This is a genomic window from Alkalicoccus saliphilus (assembly GCF_003044065.1).
GTDB lineage: Bacteria > Bacillota > Bacilli > Bacillales > Salisediminibacteriaceae > Alkalicoccus > Alkalicoccus saliphilus.
Window position 1 is genome coordinate 1 of the sequence record NZ_PZJJ01000003.1, and the last position, 23,689, is coordinate 23,689.

The window sequence follows — 23,689 nt, forward strand, 5'->3', positions numbered from 1 at the left end:
TCAGGGACCTTTCTCATCTCTCTTTGCAGGCTTCGTAACCCAGTCCGGCTTCATCCCTTGATTTCGTAAGAAAACAATACAGGCAGAGAGAACCGGCAAAAAGGCGACGTTCGACGGCTAATCCTTTGGTCAGTCCATCTCGGAGTAAACGTCCGGCTCTGCATCAGGGTAGATCCAACGAAGGAATGTGGGCACACGATGCCAAGAGACATGGGAGGGTGCGTTCCCCTGATACCAGGAGAGATACCTCCTGCGAATACAGGAAGAATTGGAAGTATTTTAACAGACTTCCTACGCAGCGCGTCTCTGACTTATCCATTATTTTCATCAAATGGTTATTTGTGTTCTGCTTCATAAAGGAGGAAAGCTCAAAAAAATTTTTTGAATAGAAAAAATAGGTCTTAAACCCTGCCATATCAATCTTTCCCGAGGGAGTAGACCCCCGTGGCTTCAAAGACAAGGTGCGGCTCCCGGCCGTCCTGGTGGGTGACCGCCTCGATCTGTTTCTTCAAGAACCGGAACCCGGCCGGTGTATGCGTGACTTCGCCTTCCCACACACAGTGCTGGTGCCGGTCGTAGATCACCATGGCACTTTTGCCCATACTGACATCGAATGCGATGACGTGGTTCATCGATTTCCTCCTTTGTTCTTTTTTTTTCGTAGAAGACCTTCCCAGCGCCTTAGCGATTCTACTTTCTTAAACACGGTCTCGAAGACCCAACATACTAAACAGATTCTCCTAAGGGTGGGAAGGGAGCCGGTTTCCATTTGCGGATTCAACGATCCAGGCGTCCCGACGACTTCCCTTCCCTTCTACAAAAAAAAGCGTAGCACAAACCATGGCCTTGGTTTGTGCTACTAATGTTAGTATGTTTCCGGGCGGGCGGGCTTCAGCTCCAGCAGGAAAATAAAAAGAAGGTTTCTCTTCTGAAAAACGTGTTGATTCCGCCGGGGAGTGTAGGAGAAAGCTATACATTCAGAATAATTAAGTTCCTGCTGCGCCGAGCAACGGGGCTTAGCGTCAGCTGTTTGGCCTCCGGATTTTAAAAAGGATTTGCCGACATCACAGCTGGCTGATGCAGGGAAAATTCTATTTCGGAGGGCTGAACTGCTGAAAGACTGTATTACGCGGATCTTTGTAAATTTCCTTATCTGCAGCTGTGTTAATAATCGTGACGTTTCGGTGAACGGCGAGTGCCAGATTGGTAGCTCCGGCACCGTGGGAGTGCACGAGGTCAGTCAAAGAATATAAGTTTTCTTTCCGATCGTCCGGGAAGGCAATGGAGAAATCTCTGTTAACTTTCAAGTAGTCTTTTTCCCGCAGTGCTTCACTCGTAAGAGCGGAAAACCATTCCGGTATTTCGGGCTTATAACCGGTACCGAGAATCACTTTATCCACCTCGACTGTAAAAAAGGTATCTTCCTGGTGCTGACGGCAGGTCACCCGGTAGCTTCCGTCCTCCAGCTGAGCAATATCCTCCACCTCGGTATTCGCCTGAATAACGGCTCCTTTTTCCACACCTCCAACCGTACGGTGGTACAGAAGTTCGTAAATTTTATGAAGAGTCGCTTCTTCCACACCATTTCGAAGCTGCGTCAGGCTGGGGAGTTCCTCGAGCCTTTTTTCAAGCGGCAGACGGTGAAAGTAGTCAATGTAGTCCGGCGAAAATATTTCCTGACCGAGCTTGCCGGATTCCAGCTGAAAAAAGCCAGGGGAACGGGTGAACCAGTGAATTTCCGGCCGGCCGCCCCGCTGCATCTGGAGCTGTTCCAGGAAGATTTCGGCGGCACTCTGCCCGGAACCGACGACTAGTATCCGTTCTGCGTCGAGAACAAATTTTTCCTGATACAAGTACTGGCTCGTATGAAGAATGTCTTCCGGAGGATAGCCGGTTAAGGATTCCGGTATAAGTGGTTTCGTACCGGTACCGACAACGAGATAGCGGCACGTATAAATAGTTTCTGTTTTTGTTTCCTGATCGAGCACGGTAACCCGGTAATACGGTTCTTCTTCTTTTATGTAGTCGGCATCAATGACTTTTTTGCCGAAAAGGCAGTTTTCAAGGGAATCGGCTGCCCAGCGTGCGTAGTTGTTGTATTCACGTCTCGGAATATCAAAGCGGTTAAAAAAGAAAAACTGATGCAGACGATCCTGGGATGCAAGGTAATTTAAAAAAGAATATGTACTTGTCGGATCAGCCAGAGTTACCAGATCGGCCAGGAAAGGAACCTGAAGATCCGCTCCTTCGATCAGCATCCCCGGATGCCACTGAAATTCAGAATTTTCATCAAAAAAGACCGCTCTAAGCGGCTGTGCTTTTTCCAGAAGGGCGGCAAGTCCGAGATTCGCCGGGCCGATACCGACTCCGATCAAATCATATTGAATGCTTGATGTCATCATTTCTACCTCATTTCGTCAAATGTGTTACTTATCCTATACAAAACTTCTTCTTTCATTGTACCGTTTATTTTATTGTCAGCAATCAAAGTGTCTCATTTTATCGAAGAAAGTACCGGATAAAGGAAAGGAAGGAGGAGCTTGTTTCCCGCAGGGAGTAAAGGTACGATAGGAAAAGAAAGGAAGAAGGGGGGATTTGATGGGGGAGTTTCTGGCCATTGTGCAGAGCATTATCCTGCCGGTATTCGTTATTATGGCCATCGGATACGTCATGCAGATAAAATTTCAGATGAATCTGCAGACACTTGCAAAGCTGAATATTTATTTTCTCGTGCCTGGTTTTATTTTCGTACAGCTTTACGAAACAGAGGTTGCAGCATCGCTATTTGGTTATGTACTGCTGTTTTTTATTGTGTACAGTCTGCTTCTCTATGGACTCGGTGAAGGAATCGCCAGGGCACTTGGACTGAAAAAAGAAAAGAAGACGACCTTTACGAACAGTCTGATGTTTTTCAATTCCGGCAATTACGGTGTGCCGGTGAACGATCTCGTTTTCCGCGGGGATCCTTTCGCGATGTCCATCCAGGTTATTATGCTGACACTTCAAAACGTATTTTTGTTTTCCTACGGCATTTTTTCTCTTCAGGCCGCAAATATCGGACGATGGAAAGCGGCAGCCGGCTATTTTAAAATGCCGGTGCTCTATGCGATGCTTCTTGGGGTCACGTTGAACTACGGAAACGTCGGTATTCCGGAATTTATCTGGATTCCTGCAAACTACACAGCTGATGCTATGATTGCGATGGCACTGATTACGCTCGGAGCCCAGGTGGCTCAGTTTAAAATTACTACATATCTTGCTTCTATTTACTGGAGCATTGGTTCGCGTCTTATTGTTGGACCGGCCGCTGCCTTCGTTATTATCTGGCTGCTTCCGGTGGAAGGAGTGATGGCCCAGGCGCTGTTTATTGCTTCGGCAATGCCGACTTCGGTCAACAGTGCAGTCATCGCCCAGGAATATAAAATTCATCCGGAATACGCTTCCCAGGTCGTTCTGTTTTCCACGCTGTTCAGTGCGCTGACTGTTTCAGTAGTTATTTATCTGTCCGGAATCTTTTTTGGAGGGTAGGCATCCATTAAAACAACGCAGCTGTTTTATTAGAAGGAGATAATTCTGGTCATACAAAAAAGACTGCTGCTTCTTTTAAAGAAGAGCAGTCTTTTTAGGCTAATCGGCAAATGTGTGTTTTCCAATCGAAAATTTCACAGGGCGGGTGAAGATCCATTCTGATGTGGCAGTGGCAGCATTGTAGTAGTAAAGCGCTCCCTGAGAAGGATCCCATCCCTGCCAGGCTTCCTTGACAGCCTGGTAGGAAGAAGCATCAGGCTGAAGATAATACTGCCCGTCATCCACAGCTGTAAACTGGCGCTGCTGATGAACGACTTCGCTGATAGCAGAAGGAAACTCAGAGGAGTTCACACGGTTTTTAATTACCCCGGCTACGGCTACCTGGCCTTCAAACGATTCACCGCGTGCTTCACCATGCACGGTTCTTGCAGCGGCTTCAACTTCATTCAGTTTATGCATTGTTGCAGGGCCGGCTACTCCGTCAGCGGCGAGGTTAAAATCCCGTTGGAAATTTTGTACTGCCTCGTTAGTAAGGGGACCATAATATCCTGTTGCCTCACTATGTAAGTAATCCATTTTGATCAATTTCTGCTGCAGTTCCACAACAGCTTCTCCGCGGTCCTCCTGCTGCAGGGCAGCTTCTGCGGACTGTGGCTGAGCGGCTGTCAGGATAACAGCTGTACATAAAGCAGCGATAAGCGTCAAGAGCGATTTCAACAATACCTACCTCCTTTTCCTTTATAATACAATTTCTTTATAGTGAATTAAATCACCTTAGTGAACTTCAGGAAAGAAGTTGTGAAAATTCACGCAAATGATTTGGATTCATGAGTCTTTTGTTGGCAATTACCAAAGCTGCCCCGGAGATTTATTCCGGGGCAGCTTTATTTTGTTGATTAAATGATCGATAAAGAATATGTATTCCAGTTGTTGTATAAGCTCTTTCTCTTACCGACCTTGCCGTGGCGCTGGTCTGCAGCTGTTAGGCCTGCGCCGTGGTCTGACTGCGCTTATCCCCACCGGTGTCTCCGCCGTTACGGAGGAAAACCGTTTTTTTATTGGAGAAAACGGCTTGAAAAGAAAGATTTTTTATAGCGAAAACCTTTTTTTACTTTCCCTGCAGCAGCCGCAGGGACGACTCCTGGGCGATCAAGGACGAGGCGAAGATCCATTCCTTTCAACCTATGGGCGAAAGGAATTAGCAGAGGCCGGCCCGCCCGGAAAGCGTCCCGGAAGGCGAATGCAGGGCAGCGTATACCTATACAAATAAAAATACTTTATCAACAGCATCAAGCTGCCCCAAAGTTTTATTCCGGGGCAGCTTTGTTTTCATTTATTTTATTTTCTGCAGAAGGCTGTTAAGGGGTAAGAATGAGTTTCCCGCTCGTCTTTCGGTTTTCCATGTCTTCGTGAAGGCGGGCAGCTTCCTCCAGACGATAGACACCGCCGATTTCAAGTTTCAGCTCTCCACGGGCAGCTAGTGTCATGATTTCTTCCAGGCTTTGTTGGAAAAGCTCCGGTTTGGCCATCATCTGTGGCAGGAAGAAGCCGATGACCGACTGATTTTTCTCCATAAGGCGGAACGGCGTCAATTCCGGCAGTTCCCCGCTTGCTGCACCATAAACGACAAGGCGGCCGAAAGGAGCAAGGCAGTCGAGCGTCTGCTCGAAAATTTTTCCGCCGGCCATTTCAAGGGCAACGTCCACGCCGTGACCGTCTGTTAACGCTGTTACTTCTTTCTCCCAGCCGTCTTTCGTGTAATCCACTGTTTGGTCGGCACCAAATTTAAGCGCAAGTTCCCGTTTTTCCGGGGTGCTCGCCGTAGCAATAATGTTTCCGGCACCAAAGTGTTTTGCAAGCTGGACAGCAAGGGTTCCGACACCACCCGCAGCAGCATGAATAAGAATAGATTCTCCCTTTTCCATACGGCCCATCGTTTTAATAATGTGGTAGGCACTTAATCCCTGAAGCGGAAGCGCCGCTGCTTCCTGATCGCTCATGCTTTCCGGGATGGGAATAAGGTTGTCTGCTTTTACGCTTACGTATTCTGCGTAGCCTTTTTCTCCGACGAGCGCGACGACACGATCCCCTTTGCTGAGGCCGTTCGTATTTTCTCCGAGGGCCTCCACTGTACCGGCAACTTCCGATCCCGGTATAAACGGAAGAGGGGTGGGAACGACATAGTGATCCTGGCGCCGCATCGTATCGGCATAGTTTGCGCCGATTGCCGTTACTTTGACAAGCGCTTCTCCATTTTCAGGGTTCGGGGTTTCCACATCTTCGTAGGACAGCACTTCCGGCCCGCCGAACTGGTGAATCTGCACAGCTTTCATAGTAATAAAACCTCCTTCAAAATGCGTACTGATTTTATCCTAACACAGGAAACATGCTGGAAAATAACGAAGCGTTTCATGGAGTTTAGAGACGTTAAAATATGGGATATCGGGTACATAGACTCAATTTACAAATTTAGAACGCTATATTCGAGTAAATATTACAAATATCGACATAGAAATAAGTAATTAAATAAGTATATAAACCTAATCCTGCACCAAATATTTCGAATTATCTAAATTTAGTATGGCGAAAGGGTTCACTATGTTTTATACTTTGAAAAGGAATAATTAACAAAAAATAACAAAGGGAGGCGTTTTTATTTGAAGAAAAAAACGTTTTTAACTTCTGTACTGGCAGGAAGTCTCATATTGACCGCGGTAGCACCAACAAGTTTTGCCCATGATGCGATGGAGGGCGGCTCCAAAGAATCCGGACTGCCATTTGATCACGACGCACTGGAAGATCTTGGTGAACCAGAGATAGATGGAAACAAAAACCTGAAGTTCCTTCACGAGGCTGCATCAGAGCAGATTCAGGAAATCGACGGGGTGCAGAATAATACTGCAGACGTTTACGCCCACAAAGGTTTTGCCTACTTAGGAACACATACAGCTAACGGAGCAAACGGCGGGGTGAGAATATTTGATCTGAAGGATCCGGAAAACCCGCAGGAAATCGGACAGATCGCAGAGGATATTCCTCAGACCTGGCAGGAAAAAGTAATCGTTAAAAGGGTGAATACTCCGGAATTCAAAGGAGATCTTGCAGTTGTCAGCCTTCAGCAGACAGATAGAAGCAACGAAGATACGAAAGGGGGAGCTCTTCTCTACGATGTGAGTGATCCTTATAACCCGGAACGCCTCGGTTTTTATGAACTGGACCAGAGAATCACCGGCACGCACGAGCTGTACTTAACGACGCAGGGGAACAGAGCGCTGATGCTTCTTTCCAATCCATACGCTGATTTCTACACGGGCGGGGAGCAGAAAGATTTTGAAATAGTGGATGTGAGTGATCCGGCTAATCCTGAGAAACTGTCGGATTTTGATCCGAGAATACTCGATGAGGTAGCAGACGACTTTAACGGCTATCACTGGGACTCCCCGGACGGGAAAACACGCCCGGTATTTAACCACAGCGTAATTACAGATAATAACGCCCAGTATGCCTATGTTTCCATGTGGGATCTCGGAACAGTTATTCTTGATATCCGCAATCCGGAAGATCCGAAGTACGTCGGCCGCACAGATTTTGCGGATGATCAAAAAGGAGCTGCCCACTCTGCCGCGCTGGCAAGAGGAGGCAACGTGCTGATTGAAACAAGGGAAGTTGCCAACCCTCATGGAGAAGGCTACGAAGATGCCTACGGTTACACGCGCATTTTTGATATTTCCGATAAATCCAATCCGGAGCTTCTCAGCGAGTTTACAACAGACCTGACGTATGACTTTATCGGCCCTACTTTTGCGAATACCGTTCATGACCCGAAAGTACGCGGAAATACGCTGTATCTTTCTTATTATTCCGGAGGGGTGATTTCGGTGGACATTACCGATCCGTCCAACCCGCAGGAAATCAGCCGCTATACGCCGGATGAGTCAGACGTATGGGGTGTATTCGTAGACCGCAACTACATTCTCGCTTCCGATATGGGGCAGGGACTGAAAGTTCTTTTGAAAAATAACAGCAATAACGGAAACAACAACTAATAAAGGAATAAAACCGCAGGAGCCCGTCATGACTATTTTGTCGTGACGGGCTCCTGTTTGTTGGCCAAGTTCTACTATGAGGCTGATTATTCTATTAATTGGATACATACCGCCTGGCAGTAAGGGTTTGAGGATGTTAACCGATTTTCTGAATAAACTTCAGGAGAAACGGAAGAGCCAGGAAAATGCAGATGACCCGGAGAATTTGAATGCTTGCGACGAGCGTCGGTTCCAGTCCGAGTCCAAAGGCTGTCGCCGCCATTTCTGCAGCACCGGCCGGTACGATGCTGAGCAGGCTGACGGCGTAGGGAGCACCGCTTAATAAAGCAAAGACGAGAGCAAGAAGAAAGCCCATGACAAGAAAAAGAAAAATGATGCGGGCACTGATAAACCCGACCGCCCGCAGCCTCAGAAAGGTACTTTTATCAAAACGGACACCGACCATTACTCCAATCAGACCCTGACCGATGCCGCCTATATAAGAAGGTACCTCCTCCACGTAAAAAACGAACTCTCCGAGAATAAATCCGAAAAGAATAGAATATAAAAGCGCTCCTGCAGGAATTTTGAGCCGGCTGTTCAATAAAAGCGCAGCAGTAATTACGATAACAAAAACGAAAAGCTGCTCGATGGTCGGCAGAATATTTCCTGCGGCGTGGGGAAGTGCCTCTGCTTCCCGGCCGAAACCGGCTGCAAGTGGTATAAGCAGGACAAAAAAAGTAATTCTTGCCGTGTGGAAGGCGGCGACAATCCGCCGGTCAGCCCCGTATTCTCCACTCACGCTGATAATTTCCGACGCTCCTCCCGGTATGCAGCAGAAAAAGGCGGTTTTTTTATCAAGTTCCGGAGCCCACCTGTAAAGGAGCCACCCTAAAAAAAGACTGCCGGCAAACGTCAGCAGCAGGCTGATAAGGAGCGGAAAAAAATATAAGCCGAGTACGTTGAACAGCTCCCGGTCCATCAGAAGTCCAATGTTTGTGCCGACAAGTGTCAGGGCCAGCTTGAACGGCCAGCCGTCGTAGGAAAGACCGGTGCCAAAAAGCCCGTAAAATATACCGAACAGCAGGGAGCCGAGGAGCCAGCCTGCAGGTACATTGAGCAGGTCAAATAATAAACCGGCTGATAAACCTCCTATAAGAATCACGAGTGCGCGGACCATAGTATCGACTCCGTTTCGAAAAGGGTGCCGGACAGAAGAAAGAAACTGAAGCGTTTTTCTGCTCAGTAGGAAAAGCAAGGTAATTTACACATTATGCCACAACCGTGGTAACTTATAAATAACAAAACATTTTCATTAAGGCCTGAAGGCACTATTACATGCTCCCGGAGGAAATGAATACGTTTATCAGAAGCCGGTGCTTTGGAACGAGACATTTAAGGAGGGTTCGTGATGATGAAAACAGGTGAGACAGTCGTACTTCCTTTTCCAATCGCTTATATTCCGATTAAAAAGCTCGCACTGATTAATTTTGAGAAGGAGCCGGATAAAGAGTACACGGGTCTGGAACTTCAATATTTATCCGGAGAAGCCTTCGGCAGCGGCTACCGTATTATCGCCTGGCGCATAGACGGATATGTAGATGTGTATGATGAATTCACTTTAACAAAGCCGGATCCAAAAAGTTTTCAGGTCGCAGGGCGGGGACTGAAGGAATATTATCAGGTGGCCATACAGAAGGTCAGATTTGAAAAAGGGAAGCTGTCTTTTAAGTTTACGGATAAACGAGGACGAAGGATCAGTGTTTTCATTGAGGAGCATACATCCAGGAAAACAAAAGGGATTTCTCTTCTGGCCCCGGTGGGCAGCTCCTCTGAAAACCCGGTTTATCTGCCGCTTATTTATTTAGTTGAATTTGACTTTCTGCGGAAAAAAGGAACAGAAGCGGAGGTGAAGATTGCCGGAAAGAAAATGAAGCTGGATTCCTTTCCGTTTCCATCCCCTAAAGACTGGCAGTGGCGGTTTTATACCCGTTGGACGATGGAAAGTTTTATTATTGAATTCGCAGAGGAAAAAGAAGCAGTACTGAAAGAATGGTCACTGAACTCTTCAGGGAAAGTAGTGGATGGAAGCTTTATCTACCACTTTCATGAAAACAAACTGACGGAAATCAGTTTTCAGGAAGATCACCCACTGCACGTACAGTTTCAAGAAGGTATACCGGACATCCGGACGATGCAGCCGGGAACTTCTGCACATGGCGTGTTTTCTATTACGGCTGGAGATGGAATGGGGAAGATCGAAGGAACCTATTCTGTAGAACGACACGAAGAAACTGTGGAACTGGAAATGGTTCCGGACGGCGGATGGGTACCGGAACCAAAGACACTGCTTACAAAAATTCTTTTTCACAAAAAATCCATGTTCTGCAGCTGGCCAAAGACTTACCGGTACAGGCAGACCGTCCATTTATCCTCTCTTTTTTCCAAAAGCGTCTGGAAAAGAATTACGTAGGGCGAAATAATCATTGTTGCTGTAAAACGTTTACTCACCCGTCTTATGGTCTATCTAGTAATAAAAGGATGATCTAAAAAGAAAGGGTGAAAGCATGAAAGCAGTAACGTATCAAGGCAAAGAAAACATGCAGGTGAAAGATGTTCAGGCTCCTTCCATTGAAAAAGACACGGATATGATTGTCAAAATTACGGCAACCGGTATATGCGGATCGGATCTCCATTTGTATAAAGGAGGGATTCCGGCACCGGAAGACTATATTATTGGACATGAACCGATGGGAATTGTAGAAGAAACCGGTCCAGGAGTTAAGCATTTGAAGAAAGGCGACCGGGTGGTTATTCCATTTAACATCGGGTGCGGTGACTGTCATTTCTGTAACAATAAGATGGAGAGCCAGTGTGATAATTCCAATCCCCACGCAGAAATGGGAGGACTATTCGGCTTCTCAGAAGACTTCGGCAGCTACCCGGGAGGCCAGGCAGAATACCTGCGGGTGCCATATGCTGACTTTACATCGTTCAAAGTCCCGGAAAACAGTGAACTGGATGATGAGAGTGTTTTATTTCTCTCTGACGTGATTCCAACAGCTTTCTGGAGCGTGGAAAACAGCGGGGTAACCTACGGAGATACGGTTATTGTTCTCGGGTGCGGACCAATCGGTCTCATGACGCAGAAATTTGCATGGATGAAAGGTGCCGAGAGAGTCATTGCAGTGGACCATCTTCCATACCGGCTGGAACATGCCCGCCGTACAAACAACGTCGAAACGTATAATTTTGAAAATAATCCGGAAATCGGAAAGCTGCTTCACGAAGATACAAAAGGCCGGGCACGGGTTGTTATTGACTGTGTCGGCATGGACGGTACGGTGCCTTCGAACGAAGAATTTGGTTCAGAAGGAGATAATCAATTTGGTACGATTCATCCTATCGTTACTGCCGCCCAGGCAGTACAGAAGTTCGGTGTCGTACAGCTGACCGGAGTTTACGGTACAGAAGCTAACAATTTCCCAATCGGAGATTTCTTCACCCGTAACGTAGCGCTTACGATGGGGCAGGCTCCAGTCATTCATATGATGCCGGCTCTTTATAAAATGGTGGAAAACAAGCAGATCGATCCGACAGATATCATTACTCATCCAATGAAATTGGATGACGCAGCGAAAGCTTACAGTATGTTTGATAAAAAAGAAGAGGAAAGCATTAAATTCGTTCTAAAACCATAAACCATCAGGGCAGCACTGATCGCTGCCTCTGAAGCTCTCACTGAAAGTAAAAAACAGCTTTCAGCAGAGAGCTTTTCTGCCTCTTAATGAGATGGAAAGGAGGAAAGCACATGGCTGAGAAAATTCTTCATTCCTATATCGGGCAGCAGTGTAAAATCACAACGCTTTTAGGTGAAAAGGTGTCAGGGGAAATTAAATCCATCGAAGGAAAATGGATTGAGCTCCAGGTAGGGAAAGCAAAAGAGTTTGTTAATACAGAATACGTGGAACGGATAAAACTGACAGACCCGGACGCCTGAAGGAGCCGGCATTTCCTCTGCAGAAGCTGGAAGAGCAGCGGATGTAAAGAAGCATAGTCTGCACAAAAAACGTTAATAAAATAATAAAGGACATCTGAGGAGGTTTTTATGAAACGAGGGCTTTTTTTAACGGCAGGTGCCGGTCTGCTGTTTGCTGCAGGATGCGGCGATGGTAACGTAAACCCGGACAATGAAAACATGGAGTGGGAGGACGAAGCTTCTGATGAACTCGGAGCGGACGTGTTCATTCCTGAATCCGAAAATTATCCTATTACGCTCGCTTACCTTGAAGACAGCGGGGGCGGGGACGATCATGATACAGTAGTTGTTCATTACCATGAAGGCTTCGATGGCGGAGAAGAAGCGATGACAGAGGAAGCGCAGGAAGCATGGGAAGAAGAAAATGATGCCCAGCTTCTCTATGAACGGGGCGCCGACGGAAATCAAGTCATCGACTTGACTTTCACAACCGCTGAAGCCGTTTCTTCTGAAGGTGAAGAAGTGGAGATTAATGGAGAAGAAGTGATGAGAGAAGAAGATAACGACATCCTTCATTATATGATTCCGGTGGAAGAAGGAACGTATATTGTATCCTATATGCCGGGACCTGATGCGGGAGAAGAAGAAGCTGAAAGCTTTGTTGGAGATATAATCGATGAAACAGGCTGATAAATAAAAGTCCTAAAATATATCCTGCCGGGCTCACATGTCCGGCAGTTTTTTTGTGGATGCGCAGTTATAAAGTAGCGGTGTTTTCATTTTTTGAGCGGGACTATCCCCTCTCTCGCAGTCCGGCGGTTGTGGTTTCCTTCTTTTGCCGATAAAATAGGATAAAGAATGACAATTGCAGGTAAATGAAAGGGTTAAGTAGATGCAGCGCTGGATGAATTATTTAATAGGAGCAGGCATCGGTCTGTCTGCGGGTTACATAGTAGTTCACGGAATATCGCTTCACCATGCATGGCTTCCGATGTTACAGCTGCTGCTTCTCGGCAGTGCCGCCTTTTTCGGAAAACGGTATGCACTGAGGTGGATTTCTTTTCTGTTTCACCTCGGGCTTTTTATATTCCTTCTTTATCAAGGAATGCCTGCGGATTATACATTTATTTATCTGCTTCTTCATACGGCCGCAGTCGGGCTGAAACAGAAAAGTTCCAGGACGGACAAAAAATTCAATTTAGTGGAAAAATGGAGTCTGAGATTAATTTTTCTTCTCACTTTACTTCTTTTAATGTTCCAGGCGGGTGCTTCGATGCTGATCTTCTCTTTTTATGCTTTCCTGGGGGCAGTTTTAGTATGGCCTGCAGAAACATATTTCAGATGGAAAAAACAGATGAAAAAAAAGGCAGACGAAGCGGTAAAAGAGATGGAGAAAATGGAAGAACCCCAAGAACTTCGGAGGATTTTCCTGAATTATCTGCACACCGTATTTCAGGAAAATACAGTCTGGCTTTTTATGCCGTCCAACTTTCCGCAGGGAACTTCGCAGGAGCATCGGTACATGAAAGAACAGCTGGAGAAACTAAGCCCTGCAAAGAAAAAGGAAGGGCCGTTTTTTTATACATCGATGGAAGGCGTGATCAAACAGGCCCAGGCGGTAGAGGCCGGGGAATGTTTTATTCTTCTGGAAAAACCGGTTTTACCGTATGTAGTAAAAGCAAAAAAAGCTTATATTAAATATGTTTTATGGCATATGCAGTTTATTCACAAATTTCTTGAACGCCGTATGGAGAGAGAAAAAGAAGTGAGGGCAGGTCTTTCCCGTCATATTTCCCAGGGGATACATGACAGTCTCGCTCAGCAGCTGTTTTTTCTTTCCGCCCAGACGTTCGGCTTGAAGATGGCGCTGCCTTCAGCAGCAAAGGCTGATCAAAAATTTATGAAACAGCTTGAAAAAATGGAAGAAGCGGTGCAGGAAGTGCAGACAGATACGAGGAATTACATTGCTTACCTCCGGGGGGACAGGCAGGAAAGAGAACTGCACGAGTCACTGCGGGAAATGCTTTCGCGTCGGCTCGATCCACAGGGGATTCAATGGGAATTCCGGACGAAAGGCGAGGTTGTCAAAGAGAAGCTGCAGGTGGAAGAAACTATTTATCACGTGGTGGAAGAACTTGTGAGCAATGCGTTGAAACACGGCCGAATCTCCAGTCTGGAACTGGATCTGGATGTTAATACAGTACAGTGGGAAATTAAAATGAGTGATGACAGCAAAAATGTTCCTAAAGAAATAAATGCCAAGAAACACAGCTACGGAATCGAAGGCATCAGACAGAGAACAGCCGAAGTAAACGGCGACATTTCATTTCATCCGGACGAAGGAAAAGGTCTGCTTGTGAAATGTGTGATACCAAGAGGAGGAGAAGGATAATTATGATACGAATTTTACTTGCAGATGATCACCAGATTGTCAGAGATGGGCTGCGGATTATTTTTCAGACTATCGATTCCATGGAAATAATAGATGAAGCGGAAAACGGGGACGAACTGCTTGAAAAAGCACTGCATACGAAACCGGATTTGATACTTTCAGATTTGAAAATGCCTGGTATCTCTATTGTAGACAGCACGTTGAAGATTAAGGCTGCTTCTCCCGAAACACGTATTATCGTACTGACAGCCTACGACGATCATGGGGACATTTACCGTGCCATGAAAAACAATATCGACGGATATATTATGAAGGACACTCCTCCAGAGCAGGTGATGGAAGCAATCCGGACGGTAATGAGCGGAGAGGTTTATTACCAGCAGGATGTTAAAAAACAGCTGGAGGAAGCGCTGGAAGCAGTGAGACTTACTCCGAGGGAACAGGAAGTATTTGATTGCATGGGAGAAGAACTGAGTAATCAGGAAATTGCAGACCGCCTCCATGTTTCAGAAACAACGGTTAAAAGTCATGTCAGTCAAATACTCCGAAAGACGAGTCAGCCGAACCGTACGCAGGCAGTGCTTTACGGAGTGGATCACGGACTGCTGAATAAAGATAATGTTCCGAAATAAGGAGGAGCGGAGCGGATGCTGGATATTGAAAAAGTAACACTCCGGGAAGGAACAATTTTTTGGGCGGCGGTGACAACTACCGCTGCTGCTTTCCTTCTTCTTGCAGAAAGATGGTTTATGGAGGGAGCGGCGGAACAGGCGGCCGCGGCTTCTGCCGTTTTTGTCGGTGCCTGCTGGACAGTTTACGGAATTTACAGGCTGGTAAGCCGCTATTCCAAGTATTCCATGCACATGTACGCTCCGGCGCTTGCTGCTTTTTTTCTGCTTTTAATATTGATAAATCCTTTCTCGGGGGAAAATATTCATATATATATGCTGTTGTTTCCCCCGGCTCTCGCTCTTGGTGTGACACTTCTTCTTTATTCCGTGTGGACGGGGATATTTTTAATGGCGTATACCGCCTGCATAGTAAGCAGTCCCGGCTTTCAGGAGGCAGCAGGAGAAAGTCTTTTAACTTATTTTCTTCTGCCGGGACTGAGTGTCTTTATTGGGGGACTGATCGTCATTCACCTCAGGTCACTGCTTCAGAAGTTTCATACAGATATTATATACGAAAAAAACGCATACCTGCTGCAGGTTTTCCGCACGCTGATTCCGACGGTTGAAGCCCGTACCCAGATCAAGAAAAATGAAATAGATGACATGAGCATTCTGATGAGCCGGACGGAAAAGTATATGGAGAAACCTCTGTTTGAAAAATGGGAAATAGAGCTTATCTCTATGGCTCATTACGTCAGCCGTATTCAGCTGCCGGACTACCTTTATGAAAAAAAAGGGGAACTGAGCAAGTACGAACAGCGGACAGTCCAGGAGCACTGCCGCTTTGCAGCTGATCTTATCCCACAGGACGAAGAAATGAAGCGTATAAAACAGACACTGGAACAGCATCATGAGCGGAAAGATGGAAGCGGCTATCCTCATGGACTGCAGGGTAAGGCGATTACTCCGGGGGCCCAGCTTCTTGGACTGACGGAGTCCTATCTCTCCTTAACTCAGGACCGGATTTACCGGGGAGCTTTTTCACCGGAGGATGCAGCAGCGAAGCTGGAAGAGGAGGCTGAAAGCCTGTTCGAGAAAAATCTCGTGGACGCTTTCCTGCAATGCCTGAAGACAGAAAAATACCTGCAGTCTTCCGGAGAAAATCAAAACAGCACTGGGAATTTTTAAGGTGGAAGAGCAGCTGGGTACCGGCCGGAAATAACTGATGAAACTTTTCTGAAAGATGCTTTCGGAAAGTATTTACGCTGATTTGAGCAGTTTAGTAGCTCCTGAGAAGAATATTTTCTACACTGGAAAAGCAGGAAATAAACTCAGGAGGCAAAAAATGCGAAAATTTCTCGAACCATATACATTTGCAAATGGAATGAATGTAAAAAACAGAATTATGCTCGCTCCGATGACAAACTTTTCTTCAGATGAAAAAGGACAAGTGACGCCGGAAGAGCTTGCTTACTACCGGGAAAGATCCCGTGGAGCCGGAACCGTTATTACAGCATGTGCGAACGTAACAGCCGGTGGAAAAGGATTTCCGGGACAGATAGGAATTGACAGGGACGAACTGGACAGCAGTCTGCGGGAGCTCGCTTCAACAATACAGGAAGAAGGAGCGAAAGCAGTAGTCCAGATCTATCATGGAGGAAGAATGTCTCCGCCTGACCTGCTCCCGGACAAGCAGCCGGTCAGTGCCAGTGCTGTAGCTCCTGTACGGGAGGGAGCTGTCACTCCGCGTGAGCTGACCGAAGAAGAAATCGCACATATTATTAAAGCTTTTGGACAGGCTGCTCAAAGAGCTGTCCGCGCAGGATTTGACGGTGTGGAAATTCACGGAGCGAACACGTATTTAATACAGCAGTTCTTTTCTCCACATTCCAACCGCCGTACGGATAAATGGGGAGGCTCTGTAGAAGATCGCATGCGTTTTCCGCTGGCCGTTGTGAAAGAAGTACTCCAGTCGGTAAAAGAAGCAGGCGCAGATGAAACGTTTCTCATCGGTTACCGGTTTTCCCCGGAAGAAAAAGAAGAGCCGGGTATTACGATGGAAGATACGATGAAGCTGATAAATCGCCTGGCAGAAGAAAAGCTGGATTATCTCCACGTATCGGTGCAGGATTTTTCTGCAGGGTCCATGAGGAATAAAGAGGACGAACGTTCACGTGTGGAGATCGTGCAGGAGGCCGTGGGAGAGAAGATTCCGGTTGTCGGCGTTGGTTCCCTGTATACTCCAGATGAAGCAGAAAAGGCAATGGAAAGCGGTGTGCCGTTCCTTGCTCTCGGGAGAGAACTTATTGTTGACCCGCAGTGGGTCGAAAAAGTAGAGTCCGGCCGGGAAGCGGAAATCCGCACTGAACTTTCCACCGAAGACCGTGAAAAACTCGTTGTACCAAAGCCTCTCTGGAAAGCAATCGTCAATACACCGGGATGGTTCCCGGTGGCAGAGCATAAGCAAAAATCTGCAGAATAGCGGGACCTTATCAGAAATTTAAATGGTCCCCGGAAGTTGGACAAGCTGGTCTGACTTCCGGGGCATTTTTTATGTACAAACTTATGAGAAATAACCTCTACGTTTTAGAAGCATTGCCGGAAAGCTTTTCTGGAAACGCTGAAAAGCAGAACGGAATAGTTATAGAAGAACTGCTGACGGGTAAAGGAGCAGTAGAGGCGATGTAAGGGCATGTTTAAACAAAAGGATTGTATTTATAGTGAAAGGTGCAAAAAATTCAAGCCAAATAATTTTTCTGGTGACAAATTATTTGGCACACAGTTTGTTGAAAACCTTTTCATGAAGCTTTTTAATAATTGGCATCATTTTTGCATTTCTAGATAGTGGAGCAGAAATTGTAATTGTAAAGGAGGAAAAGCAATGGCGATAAAGCAGAAAACTTCATCTATTATCGAGCAGACGGAAAAGCACGGCGCAAGAAATTATCATCCGCTGCCGATTGTTATTTCCAAAGCCGAAGGTGTTTGGGTGGAAGATCCGGAAGGAAACCGCTATGTTGATATGCTGAGCGCTTATTCAGCACTGAACCAGGGCCACCGTCATCCAAAGATCGTCCAGGCTTTAAAAGATCAGGCTGATAAAGTAACATTAACATCAAGAGCCTTTCATAACGACCAGCTTGGAATCTTTTATGATAAAGTAAGCAATCTCACCGGCAAGGACCTTGTCCTTCCGATGAACACCGGAGCGGAAGCGGTGGAAACAGCAGTAAAAGCCGCCAGAAGATGGGCCTACCATCGTAAAGGTGTTGAAAAAAACCGGGCGGAAATTATCGGCTGCCACGGTAACTTTCACGGACGGACGATGACAGCTGTTTCCCTTGCAGAAGGAGAAAATGATACAAGCGGCTTTGGTCCAATGCTCCCGGGAATTAAAACGATTCCTTACGGGGATGCAGAAGCTTTGAAACAGGCGATTACGCCTGAGACCGCAGCATTTCTTTTTGAGCCGATCCAGGGAGAAGGCGGCGTAGTAATGCCTCCGGAAGGATTCCTCCGTGAAGCGCAGCAAATATGCCGGGATAACAACGTTCTCTTTATTGCCGACGAAATTCAGACCGGCCTCTGCCGAACGGGGCACACGTTTGCCTGTGACTGGGAGGACGTGGTACCTGACATGTATATTCTCGGAAAGGCACTCGGAGGCGGAGTGTTCCCAATTTCCTGCGTAGCTGCAGACGAAGATGTTCTCGGAGTGTTTGATCCGGGATCGCACGGCTCCACATTCGGTGGAAATCCACTTGGAGCAGCTGTAGCTGTGGCCGCTCTGGAAGTACTCGAAGAAGAAAAGCTGGCCGACCGGTCGCACCGTCTCGGAGAGTATTTCCGTGACCGCCTTAGAAAAATTGAGAACGACAAAATTAAAGAAATCCGCGGCAAAGGGTTATTTATCGGTGTGGAACTGACTGTCCCTGCCCGTTCCTACTGTGAACAGCTGAAAGAAGAAGGGCTGCTCTGCAAGGAAACGAGGGAGAATGTTATCCGTTTTGCTCCTCCGCTCATTATTTCTGAAGAGGATCTTGACTGGGCACTGAATAAGATCGACAAGGTACTTTCCAAATAATTTTACTAATTTAAAGGAGTGACATGAATGTATACAGTTTACCAGCATGAAAAATTCACTGATTTCACAAAGGAAGAAAACAGAAAAGAATTTCTCGAAGCTCTGCAGATTGTAAAAAAAGATATTGGAAAAGAATACCCGCTCGTTATCGACGGGAAGGAAGTAACAACAAAGGATAAGCTTGTCAGCTATAATCCGTGCAATACGTCTGAAGTAATTGGCAGTGTTTCCAAAGCGACACCGAAGCACATTGACGATGCGTTTGAAGCAGCACAGCGTGCTTTCCCGGCGTGGAGCCAGACGGACGCTGTCGCCCGGGCGGAAGTGCTTTTCCGTGGTGCGGCTATTATGCGCCGCCGCAAGCATGAGCTTTCTGCAACGGTTGTGAAAGAAGCAGGGAAGCCATGGAAGGAAGCGGACATTGAAGTTGCTGAAGCAATCGACTTCCTTGAATACTACGGCCGTCAGATGGTCGAGCTGAAAGACGGGAAGAAAATCGAAAGCCGCGACGGTGAATCCAACCAGTACATTTATCAGGGTGTTGGTGTAGCGGTTACGATTCCACCGTGGAACTTCTCGGCAGCCATTATGGCAGGAACAACGGTGGCACCGCTTGTGGCAGGAAACACAGTGCTGCTGAAGCCGGCAGAGCCTACACCAATTATCGCTGCAAAATTTGTAGACATTATGCGTGAAGCAGGAGTGCCGGACGGCGTACTGAACTTCGTTCCCGGTGAGCCGCACGAAATCGGTGACTATCTTGTGGATCATCCAACAACAGCGCTCATTACCTTCACTGGTTCAAAAGCGACAGGTCTTCGTATTCTTGAGCGTGCAGCAAAAGTGCAGGAAGGCCAGCAGCACCTGAAAACGGTCCTTGCAGAAATGGGCGGTAAAGATACAGTAGTCGTCGATAAAGAAGCGGACGTACAGACAGCGATAGAAGCGATCGTGCAGGGAGCGTTCAACTTCTCCGGTCAGAAATGTTCCGCCGGTTCCCGTGCGGTCATCCACGAAGATCTTTACGATGAAGTAGTGGAAGGCGTCACAGCGGAAACGAAAAAGCTGACGCTCGGCGATTCCGAGTACTACGAAAACTATCTCGGACCGGTTATTAACCAGAAAGCATTTGATAAAATCACCGGATATATCGACATCGGTAAAAAAGAAGGCCGTCTCATGACGGGCGGCGGATCCGACAGCTCAAAAGGTTACTTTATTGAGCCGACTGTGTTTGCAGATGTGGATCCGGAAGCGGTTATCAACAAAGAAGAAATTTTCGGACCGGTACTTGCCCTGACTAAAGTTAAGAGCTACAAAGAAGCAATCGATGTAGCCAACAACACGGAATACGGTTTGACAGGCGCAGTAATTTCCAGAAACGTAGAAAACCTGGAATACGCCAAAAAGAATTTCCACGTCGGAAATCTGTACTTCAACCGTAACTGTACAGGAGCGATCGTCGGATACCACCCATTCGGCGGATTCAAACTTTCCGGAACAGACTCCAAAGCGGGCGGACCGGATTACCTTCTGCAGTACCTCCAGCCTAAGTCCATCAGCCAGTGGCTGTAATTAGTAAATAAAGGATGAAGAAAGCCCGGCGGATTTTCCGTCGGGCTTTTCAGTCTGTTTATGAAGTGTTTTTGTGCATAGGTAGGCAATTCCCTGCTTGCGCCTCCGTGGAACTCTTTCCGGGGGGCCCTCAGCTAATTTCTTCCTAAACGGATCTTCGGCTCGTCCTCTTTCGCCCAGGAGTAGTCCCCTGCGGCTCCTGCAGGGGTATAAAAATGAAAATCTCTTTTTTAAAACTATTTTTTTCGATAAAGAGAGGGTTTTTTCTCCGAAACGTCGGAGGCGCCGGTGGGAATTGCGCTTAGTCAGAAGATCCTTTTCCAAGGCGCAGACCAAAACAGCTGCTGGCCAGCCCCCTGGCTCGGTATGAGAAGGAACTCATTCAACGACTGAAATAACTATTCTTCAGCGATCATTTAATCAGCAAACGGAGAGCCCGGCAGAATTTTTCCGCCGGGCTCTCCGTATAATTTTAAGCGATACTGTCTTCGTACAATCAGTCTTCCTCGATAGTTAAGACGCCGCCTGAAAGTTCGAATTCCTGATCACCTAGGGAAGCATAGGCGTTGATTTGGTAACCTCCTGAAGTCAGTGGTTCTCCATCAATTGTCATGTCCCATGAGAAGGCATGCAGACCGCTGTCGAGGTTTTCTGCTTCTGCAGTTTCTTCGAGCAGGTCTCCAGTAGCTGCATCACGGATGCGGAGGCTGAACTGATCCGCGCCGCCCGGGATATTAACGGTCCCTACAAGGTTGCCATCTGCCAGTCCGAGAGAAAGAGAAGAAAGAAGTGGGAAGTCCGGATCCTGAACGAATAGAATAGTCGGCACTTCGATTGTGCTGTCGCCTTCGCTCAGAAGGAAAGTTCCTTCGTAGTATCCCGGTTCAACACTGGAAGCATCCACCTGTACTCCAAAATTCAGCTCCTTCGTACTGCCCGGCTGTACCTGCAGGCTGTTGCTTGTCTGCACTCTAATACCATCGTGACCGGTAAAGTCAATCGAGTAGCGCTTGCGTTCGTCAGACAGGTTGTGCACCGTAAACTTCTGGCGCTGCACTTCTCTTCCGTTATCTTTATCGAAAATACCGAAGGAATGACTGCCCGGTACGGCGAGAACATCGGCATTAATAGCATCAAGAACGCGGATGCTACCGGCTCCCTGCGTGTTATGCGGATAGAGGTTTCCGTCGGCATCGTAAAGCGTTTCTGCAGTGTTCATGAGTGCTGATTTCACAAAGTCGACATTCCAGTCAGGGTTTGCTTCCAGAATTAAAGCAGCAGCCCCTGCAACGTGCGGAGCAGACATGCTTGTGCCCTGCATAGAAGCGTAGTCATGCGGGTCATCAGAGTTGTGTGTTGGCACTGTACTTACAATTCCGACACCCGGTGCGGAAACGTCCGGCTTGATCATCCACGTGTCCATTGCAGGACCTCTGGAAGAAAAGTCAGCGACTGTTTCACCGATTTCCCGGTCGAATTCGATATCAAAGGAAATAGTATTGTTCCCTTCTTCCAGCTCCTCAAGAAGCTGCTGCCCATCTGACTGATCAGTCATAATAGTAGGGACAGACATACCTGGAATTACCGGCATGGATCCCTCGACGTTATTGTAGAGAACGGCACCTTCTGCTCCTGCTGCTGCGACATTTGCTGCTTTATCAACAAAAGCAAATTCGCCCCGTTCGATCAGAGCAATCTGACCTTCCAGGTCTTCATCGCGTACTTCTTCTCCGGCCAGTCCAACGTCAACAAACTCATGTTCTTCATCATTTAAAGCGAGAAGGTCATCCACCTCAGGGAATCCCATTACCTCGGCTGATGGGTAGTCAAAATCGCCCGGCGTTGAAATTTCTGCGCTGTAGGCGTCATATGGAAGCTGTGTAGCACCGACAGAGATTGCATCGCGGGAAGTTCCCGGGGATCCTACTGTCCAGTTGGCCGGTCCGCTGTTTCCGTTGGAGCTGACAGCTACGACACCGTCTTCCATCGCTGTATCCAGTGCAAGACTCGTAGCGAAATCCGGGTCGTTCGTCGCGTTGCCGAGAGACAGGTTCATTACGTCCGCGCCGTCTTCCACGGCGCGTTCAATACCGGCAATCACATTTTCCGTTGTGCCGCTGCCGCCCGGCCCGAGTACACGGTAGGCAAGCAGGTCAGCGTCCGGTGCTACGCCTTTAATTTCACCGTTGGCAGCGACTGTACCTGCTACGTGCGTTCCGTGGTTAGTGGAGTCACCGCGCGGATCATCAGTAGGCGTTTCCTGGGGGTCTTCATTGTTGTCTACAAAATCATAACCTTTATAGTTGCCGAATGCGTGCTCCAGGTCAGGATGGGTGTAATCCACGCCTGTATCAAGCACGGCTACTGTCACTCCTTCGCCCGTATAGCCGCTTTCCCATGCGTCATCGGCACCGATAAACGGCGCACTTTCCATCATGGCGGGGCTGAATGATTCCTCATCGATCAGTTCAGCTTCGTTGTCAAAAGTATTTACTTCGTATGTTTCATCCGGGTAAACAGCCTTAATGCCGGGAACCTTGAGAAGTTCCGGGATATTATTCTGAGCTACTTCAGCTGAAAAACCGGAAAACACATAGTCGTATTCCTGGTTTGCTGATACCCCTGCCGCTTCTTCTGCAGCCTGGATCACTTCATTTCGAATTTGTTCGAGTTCTCCTTGGGACTGACTATCTCCGGCGTGTTCTGCTGCCAGAATGGAGGCTTCCTCCAGTTCAACAATAACGGTTATTTTCTCTGTAGAGGACGAATCGAAATCAACATGTACTTCTGACAGCTGGGCGGACTGGTTACTTTCGGCAAAACCGGTGCCGGTGAAACCGCTGAACGCCAGAACAGCTGTCAAAGAAAAGATAAAAGGCGATTTAACTTTCTGCTGCATAAAAAAGCTCCTTTGAGTTAAGTATTTTTTAAGTACCAGGTGTAATAGAGCAGCTAAATGGTATGTATTTCACCTCCTGGAAAGTTTTTCTGCTCTGATATTAGAATTTTACAATTTTTTTGACATTATTGCCATTCAACTTGAAAAAATAAGTCGATATCCCCATATATTCCGATAGGCGAAATATTTCGCTCATAAATCATTAAAAGACTCATTAATATTTTCGCGACCAGTCACTTACGATAGAGACGGCAGCTTTTACAGCACAATAAAACCGGCCCCGAGAGTTCGGGACCGGTTCAGTTTACTTATGCACTTGGGAGTTGGCTTCCTTGGATACTTCTTTTGATTTTTCGTACTCCTTTTCCCTTTTCTTTTCTACGGTGATTTTCTTGTCCAGAGATCGTTCATAGCCTTCCATACTATATCCGTGGTTATTGTGCATGCTTTTTTCAATAATCTCGTTCGATTTCGAACCCAATGCTGTGTCCTCCTTAGGATATTTGTTAATTGATGGTGTTATCCTCCGTAATCCCCGCTGATTAAGTAGTTAAAACGTTACCAGTAGAATTTGAGTCTATTGACTTACGATAGTA

At 47.1% G+C, this 23,689-nt stretch carries 21 protein-coding genes; 13 read left to right on the top strand and 8 right to left on the bottom strand.

From position 1 onward, the window contains the following. Positions 1 to 416: 416 nt before the first annotated feature. Complete coding sequence (locus C6Y45_RS02760; protein ID WP_107583507.1) at positions 417 to 632, bottom strand: hypothetical protein; 216 nt, start codon at positions 630 to 632, stop codon at positions 417 to 419. A 459-nt stretch (positions 633 to 1,091) separates the two neighbouring features. Continuing rightward, positions 1,092 to 2,402: a lysine N(6)-hydroxylase/L-ornithine N(5)-oxygenase family protein gene (locus C6Y45_RS02770; protein WP_245922501.1), complete on the bottom strand. Its 1,311-nt coding sequence runs from the start codon at positions 2,400 to 2,402 to the stop codon at positions 1,092 to 1,094. A gap of 196 nt (positions 2,403 to 2,598) precedes the next feature. Between C6Y45_RS02770 and C6Y45_RS02775 the strand changes: the two genes are divergently transcribed. Next, the gene (locus tag C6Y45_RS02775) at positions 2,599 to 3,528 is read left to right on the top strand and encodes an AEC family transporter (RefSeq protein WP_107583510.1); all 930 of its coding nucleotides are present in this window, start codon (positions 2,599 to 2,601) and stop codon (positions 3,526 to 3,528) included. A gap of 99 nt (positions 3,529 to 3,627) precedes the next feature. Here the strand turns inward: C6Y45_RS02775 and C6Y45_RS02780 are convergent, their stop codons facing one another. Both C6Y45_RS02780 and C6Y45_RS02790 read right to left on the bottom strand, forming a co-directional pair. Then, the gene (locus tag C6Y45_RS02780) at positions 3,628 to 4,248 is read right to left on the bottom strand and encodes a cell wall hydrolase (RefSeq protein ID WP_245922503.1); all 621 of its coding nucleotides are present in this window, start codon (positions 4,246 to 4,248) and stop codon (positions 3,628 to 3,630) included. A gap of 638 nt (positions 4,249 to 4,886) precedes the next feature. Continuing rightward, complete coding sequence (locus tag C6Y45_RS02790) at positions 4,887 to 5,861, bottom strand: quinone oxidoreductase family protein (protein WP_107583513.1); 975 nt, start codon at positions 5,859 to 5,861, stop codon at positions 4,887 to 4,889. Positions 5,862 to 6,185: 324 nt separating this feature from the next. Here C6Y45_RS02790 and C6Y45_RS02795 point away from each other — a divergent pair, with 324 nt between their 5' ends. Then, complete coding sequence (locus C6Y45_RS02795; protein WP_107583514.1) at positions 6,186 to 7,574, top strand: LVIVD repeat-containing protein; 1,389 nt, start codon at positions 6,186 to 6,188, stop codon at positions 7,572 to 7,574. 136 nt (positions 7,575 to 7,710) lie between these two features. On the opposite strand, the gene C6Y45_RS02800 is transcribed toward C6Y45_RS02795, so the two are convergent. Continuing rightward, complete coding sequence (locus C6Y45_RS02800) at positions 7,711 to 8,733, bottom strand: AbrB family transcriptional regulator (RefSeq protein WP_107583515.1); 1,023 nt, start codon at positions 8,731 to 8,733, stop codon at positions 7,711 to 7,713. A gap of 231 nt (positions 8,734 to 8,964) precedes the next feature. Between C6Y45_RS02800 and C6Y45_RS02805 the strand changes: the two genes are divergently transcribed. The 11 genes from C6Y45_RS02805 (at position 8,965) to pruA (ending at position 20,194) form a co-directional block, all read left to right on the top strand. Continuing rightward, complete coding sequence (locus tag C6Y45_RS02805) at positions 8,965 to 10,026, top strand: hypothetical protein (RefSeq protein WP_107583516.1); 1,062 nt, start codon at positions 8,965 to 8,967, stop codon at positions 10,024 to 10,026. Between the two features lie 94 nt (positions 10,027 to 10,120). Beyond that, positions 10,121 to 11,254: an alcohol dehydrogenase catalytic domain-containing protein gene (locus C6Y45_RS02810; RefSeq protein WP_107583517.1), complete on the top strand. Its 1,134-nt coding sequence runs from the start codon at positions 10,121 to 10,123 to the stop codon at positions 11,252 to 11,254. A gap of 110 nt (positions 11,255 to 11,364) precedes the next feature. Further along, complete coding sequence (locus C6Y45_RS02815; RefSeq protein WP_107583518.1) at positions 11,365 to 11,553, top strand: hypothetical protein; 189 nt, start codon at positions 11,365 to 11,367, stop codon at positions 11,551 to 11,553. 108 nt (positions 11,554 to 11,661) lie between these two features. Next, positions 11,662 to 12,222 carry a hypothetical protein gene (locus C6Y45_RS02820; RefSeq protein ID WP_107583519.1) on the top strand — a complete coding sequence of 187 codons (561 nt, stop codon included), beginning with the start codon at positions 11,662 to 11,664 and terminating at the stop codon, positions 12,220 to 12,222. 202 nt (positions 12,223 to 12,424) lie between these two features. Then, complete coding sequence (locus C6Y45_RS02825) at positions 12,425 to 13,924, top strand: sensor histidine kinase (RefSeq protein WP_107583520.1); 1,500 nt, start codon at positions 12,425 to 12,427, stop codon at positions 13,922 to 13,924. Between the two features lie 2 nt (positions 13,925 to 13,926). After that, on the top strand, positions 13,927 to 14,556 hold the full coding sequence (locus C6Y45_RS02830) for a response regulator (protein ID WP_245922505.1): 630 nt from the start codon (positions 13,927 to 13,929) through the stop codon (positions 14,554 to 14,556). Positions 14,557 to 14,571: 15 nt separating this feature from the next. Beyond that, the gene (locus C6Y45_RS02835) at positions 14,572 to 15,723 is read left to right on the top strand and encodes an HD-GYP domain-containing protein (protein WP_107583521.1); all 1,152 of its coding nucleotides are present in this window, start codon (positions 14,572 to 14,574) and stop codon (positions 15,721 to 15,723) included. A 157-nt stretch (positions 15,724 to 15,880) separates the two neighbouring features. Next, complete coding sequence (locus C6Y45_RS02840) at positions 15,881 to 17,017, top strand: NADH-dependent flavin oxidoreductase (protein WP_107583522.1); 1,137 nt, start codon at positions 15,881 to 15,883, stop codon at positions 17,015 to 17,017. Positions 17,018 to 17,088: 71 nt separating this feature from the next. Continuing rightward, positions 17,089 to 17,223, top strand: coding sequence for a hypothetical protein (locus C6Y45_RS18045; RefSeq protein ID WP_281260574.1), 135 nt, complete (start codon positions 17,089 to 17,091; stop codon positions 17,221 to 17,223). A gap of 193 nt (positions 17,224 to 17,416) precedes the next feature. Continuing rightward, complete coding sequence (locus tag C6Y45_RS02845; protein WP_107583523.1) at positions 17,417 to 18,619, top strand: ornithine--oxo-acid transaminase; 1,203 nt, start codon at positions 17,417 to 17,419, stop codon at positions 18,617 to 18,619. A 27-nt stretch (positions 18,620 to 18,646) separates the two neighbouring features. Continuing rightward, positions 18,647 to 20,194, top strand: a complete 1,548-nt coding sequence (pruA, locus tag C6Y45_RS02850; RefSeq protein WP_107583524.1) for an L-glutamate gamma-semialdehyde dehydrogenase — start codon at positions 18,647 to 18,649, stop codon at positions 20,192 to 20,194. Here the strand turns inward: pruA and C6Y45_RS17820 are convergent, their stop codons facing one another. The 3 genes from C6Y45_RS17820 to C6Y45_RS17290 all read right to left on the bottom strand — a co-directional run bounded on the left by C6Y45_RS17820 (position 20,195) and on the right by C6Y45_RS17290 (position 23,574). Next, positions 20,195 to 20,518, bottom strand: a complete 324-nt coding sequence (locus C6Y45_RS17820; protein WP_107583525.1) for a hypothetical protein — start codon at positions 20,516 to 20,518, stop codon at positions 20,195 to 20,197. Positions 20,519 to 20,690: 172 nt separating this feature from the next. Beyond that, the gene (locus C6Y45_RS02860; RefSeq protein ID WP_107583526.1) at positions 20,691 to 23,093 is read right to left on the bottom strand and encodes a S8 family peptidase; all 2,403 of its coding nucleotides are present in this window, start codon (positions 23,091 to 23,093) and stop codon (positions 20,691 to 20,693) included. Positions 23,094 to 23,397: 304 nt separating this feature from the next. Continuing rightward, positions 23,398 to 23,574, bottom strand: a complete 177-nt coding sequence (locus C6Y45_RS17290; RefSeq protein WP_160058086.1) for a YuzK family famiily protein — start codon at positions 23,572 to 23,574, stop codon at positions 23,398 to 23,400. Positions 23,575 to 23,689 lie beyond the last annotated feature (115 nt).

Bases quoted from the DNA above. Each gene is read 5' to 3' on its own strand.
- C6Y45_RS02760 (WP_107583507.1), bottom strand. From the start codon at position 632: ATGAACCACGTCATCGCATTCGATGTCAGTATGGGCAAAAGTGCCATG.
- C6Y45_RS02770 (WP_245922501.1), bottom strand. From the start codon at position 2,402: ATGATGACATCAAGCATTCAATATGATTTGATCGGAGTCGGTATCGGC.
- C6Y45_RS02775 (WP_107583510.1), top strand. From the start codon at position 2,599: ATGGGGGAGTTTCTGGCCATTGTGCAGAGCATTATCCTGCCGGTATTC.
- C6Y45_RS02790 (WP_107583513.1), bottom strand. From the start codon at position 5,861: ATGAAAGCTGTGCAGATTCACCAGTTCGGCGGGCCGGAAGTGCTGTCC.
- C6Y45_RS02800 (WP_107583515.1), bottom strand. From the start codon at position 8,733: ATGGTCCGCGCACTCGTGATTCTTATAGGAGGTTTATCAGCCGGTTTA.
- C6Y45_RS02805 (WP_107583516.1), top strand. From the start codon at position 8,965: ATGATGAAAACAGGTGAGACAGTCGTACTTCCTTTTCCAATCGCTTAT.
- C6Y45_RS02810 (WP_107583517.1), top strand. From the start codon at position 10,121: ATGAAAGCAGTAACGTATCAAGGCAAAGAAAACATGCAGGTGAAAGAT.
- C6Y45_RS02815 (WP_107583518.1), top strand. From the start codon at position 11,365: ATGGCTGAGAAAATTCTTCATTCCTATATCGGGCAGCAGTGTAAAATC.
- C6Y45_RS02820 (WP_107583519.1), top strand. From the start codon at position 11,662: ATGAAACGAGGGCTTTTTTTAACGGCAGGTGCCGGTCTGCTGTTTGCT.
- C6Y45_RS02825 (WP_107583520.1), top strand. From the start codon at position 12,425: ATGCAGCGCTGGATGAATTATTTAATAGGAGCAGGCATCGGTCTGTCT.
- C6Y45_RS02830 (WP_245922505.1), top strand. From the start codon at position 13,927: ATGATACGAATTTTACTTGCAGATGATCACCAGATTGTCAGAGATGGG.
- C6Y45_RS02835 (WP_107583521.1), top strand. From the start codon at position 14,572: ATGCTGGATATTGAAAAAGTAACACTCCGGGAAGGAACAATTTTTTGG.
- C6Y45_RS02840 (WP_107583522.1), top strand. From the start codon at position 15,881: ATGCGAAAATTTCTCGAACCATATACATTTGCAAATGGAATGAATGTA.
- C6Y45_RS18045 (WP_281260574.1), top strand. From the start codon at position 17,089: ATGTACAAACTTATGAGAAATAACCTCTACGTTTTAGAAGCATTGCCG.
- C6Y45_RS02845 (WP_107583523.1), top strand. From the start codon at position 17,417: ATGGCGATAAAGCAGAAAACTTCATCTATTATCGAGCAGACGGAAAAG.
- pruA (WP_107583524.1), top strand. From the start codon at position 18,647: ATGTATACAGTTTACCAGCATGAAAAATTCACTGATTTCACAAAGGAA.
- C6Y45_RS02860 (WP_107583526.1), bottom strand. From the start codon at position 23,093: ATGCAGCAGAAAGTTAAATCGCCTTTTATCTTTTCTTTGACAGCTGTT.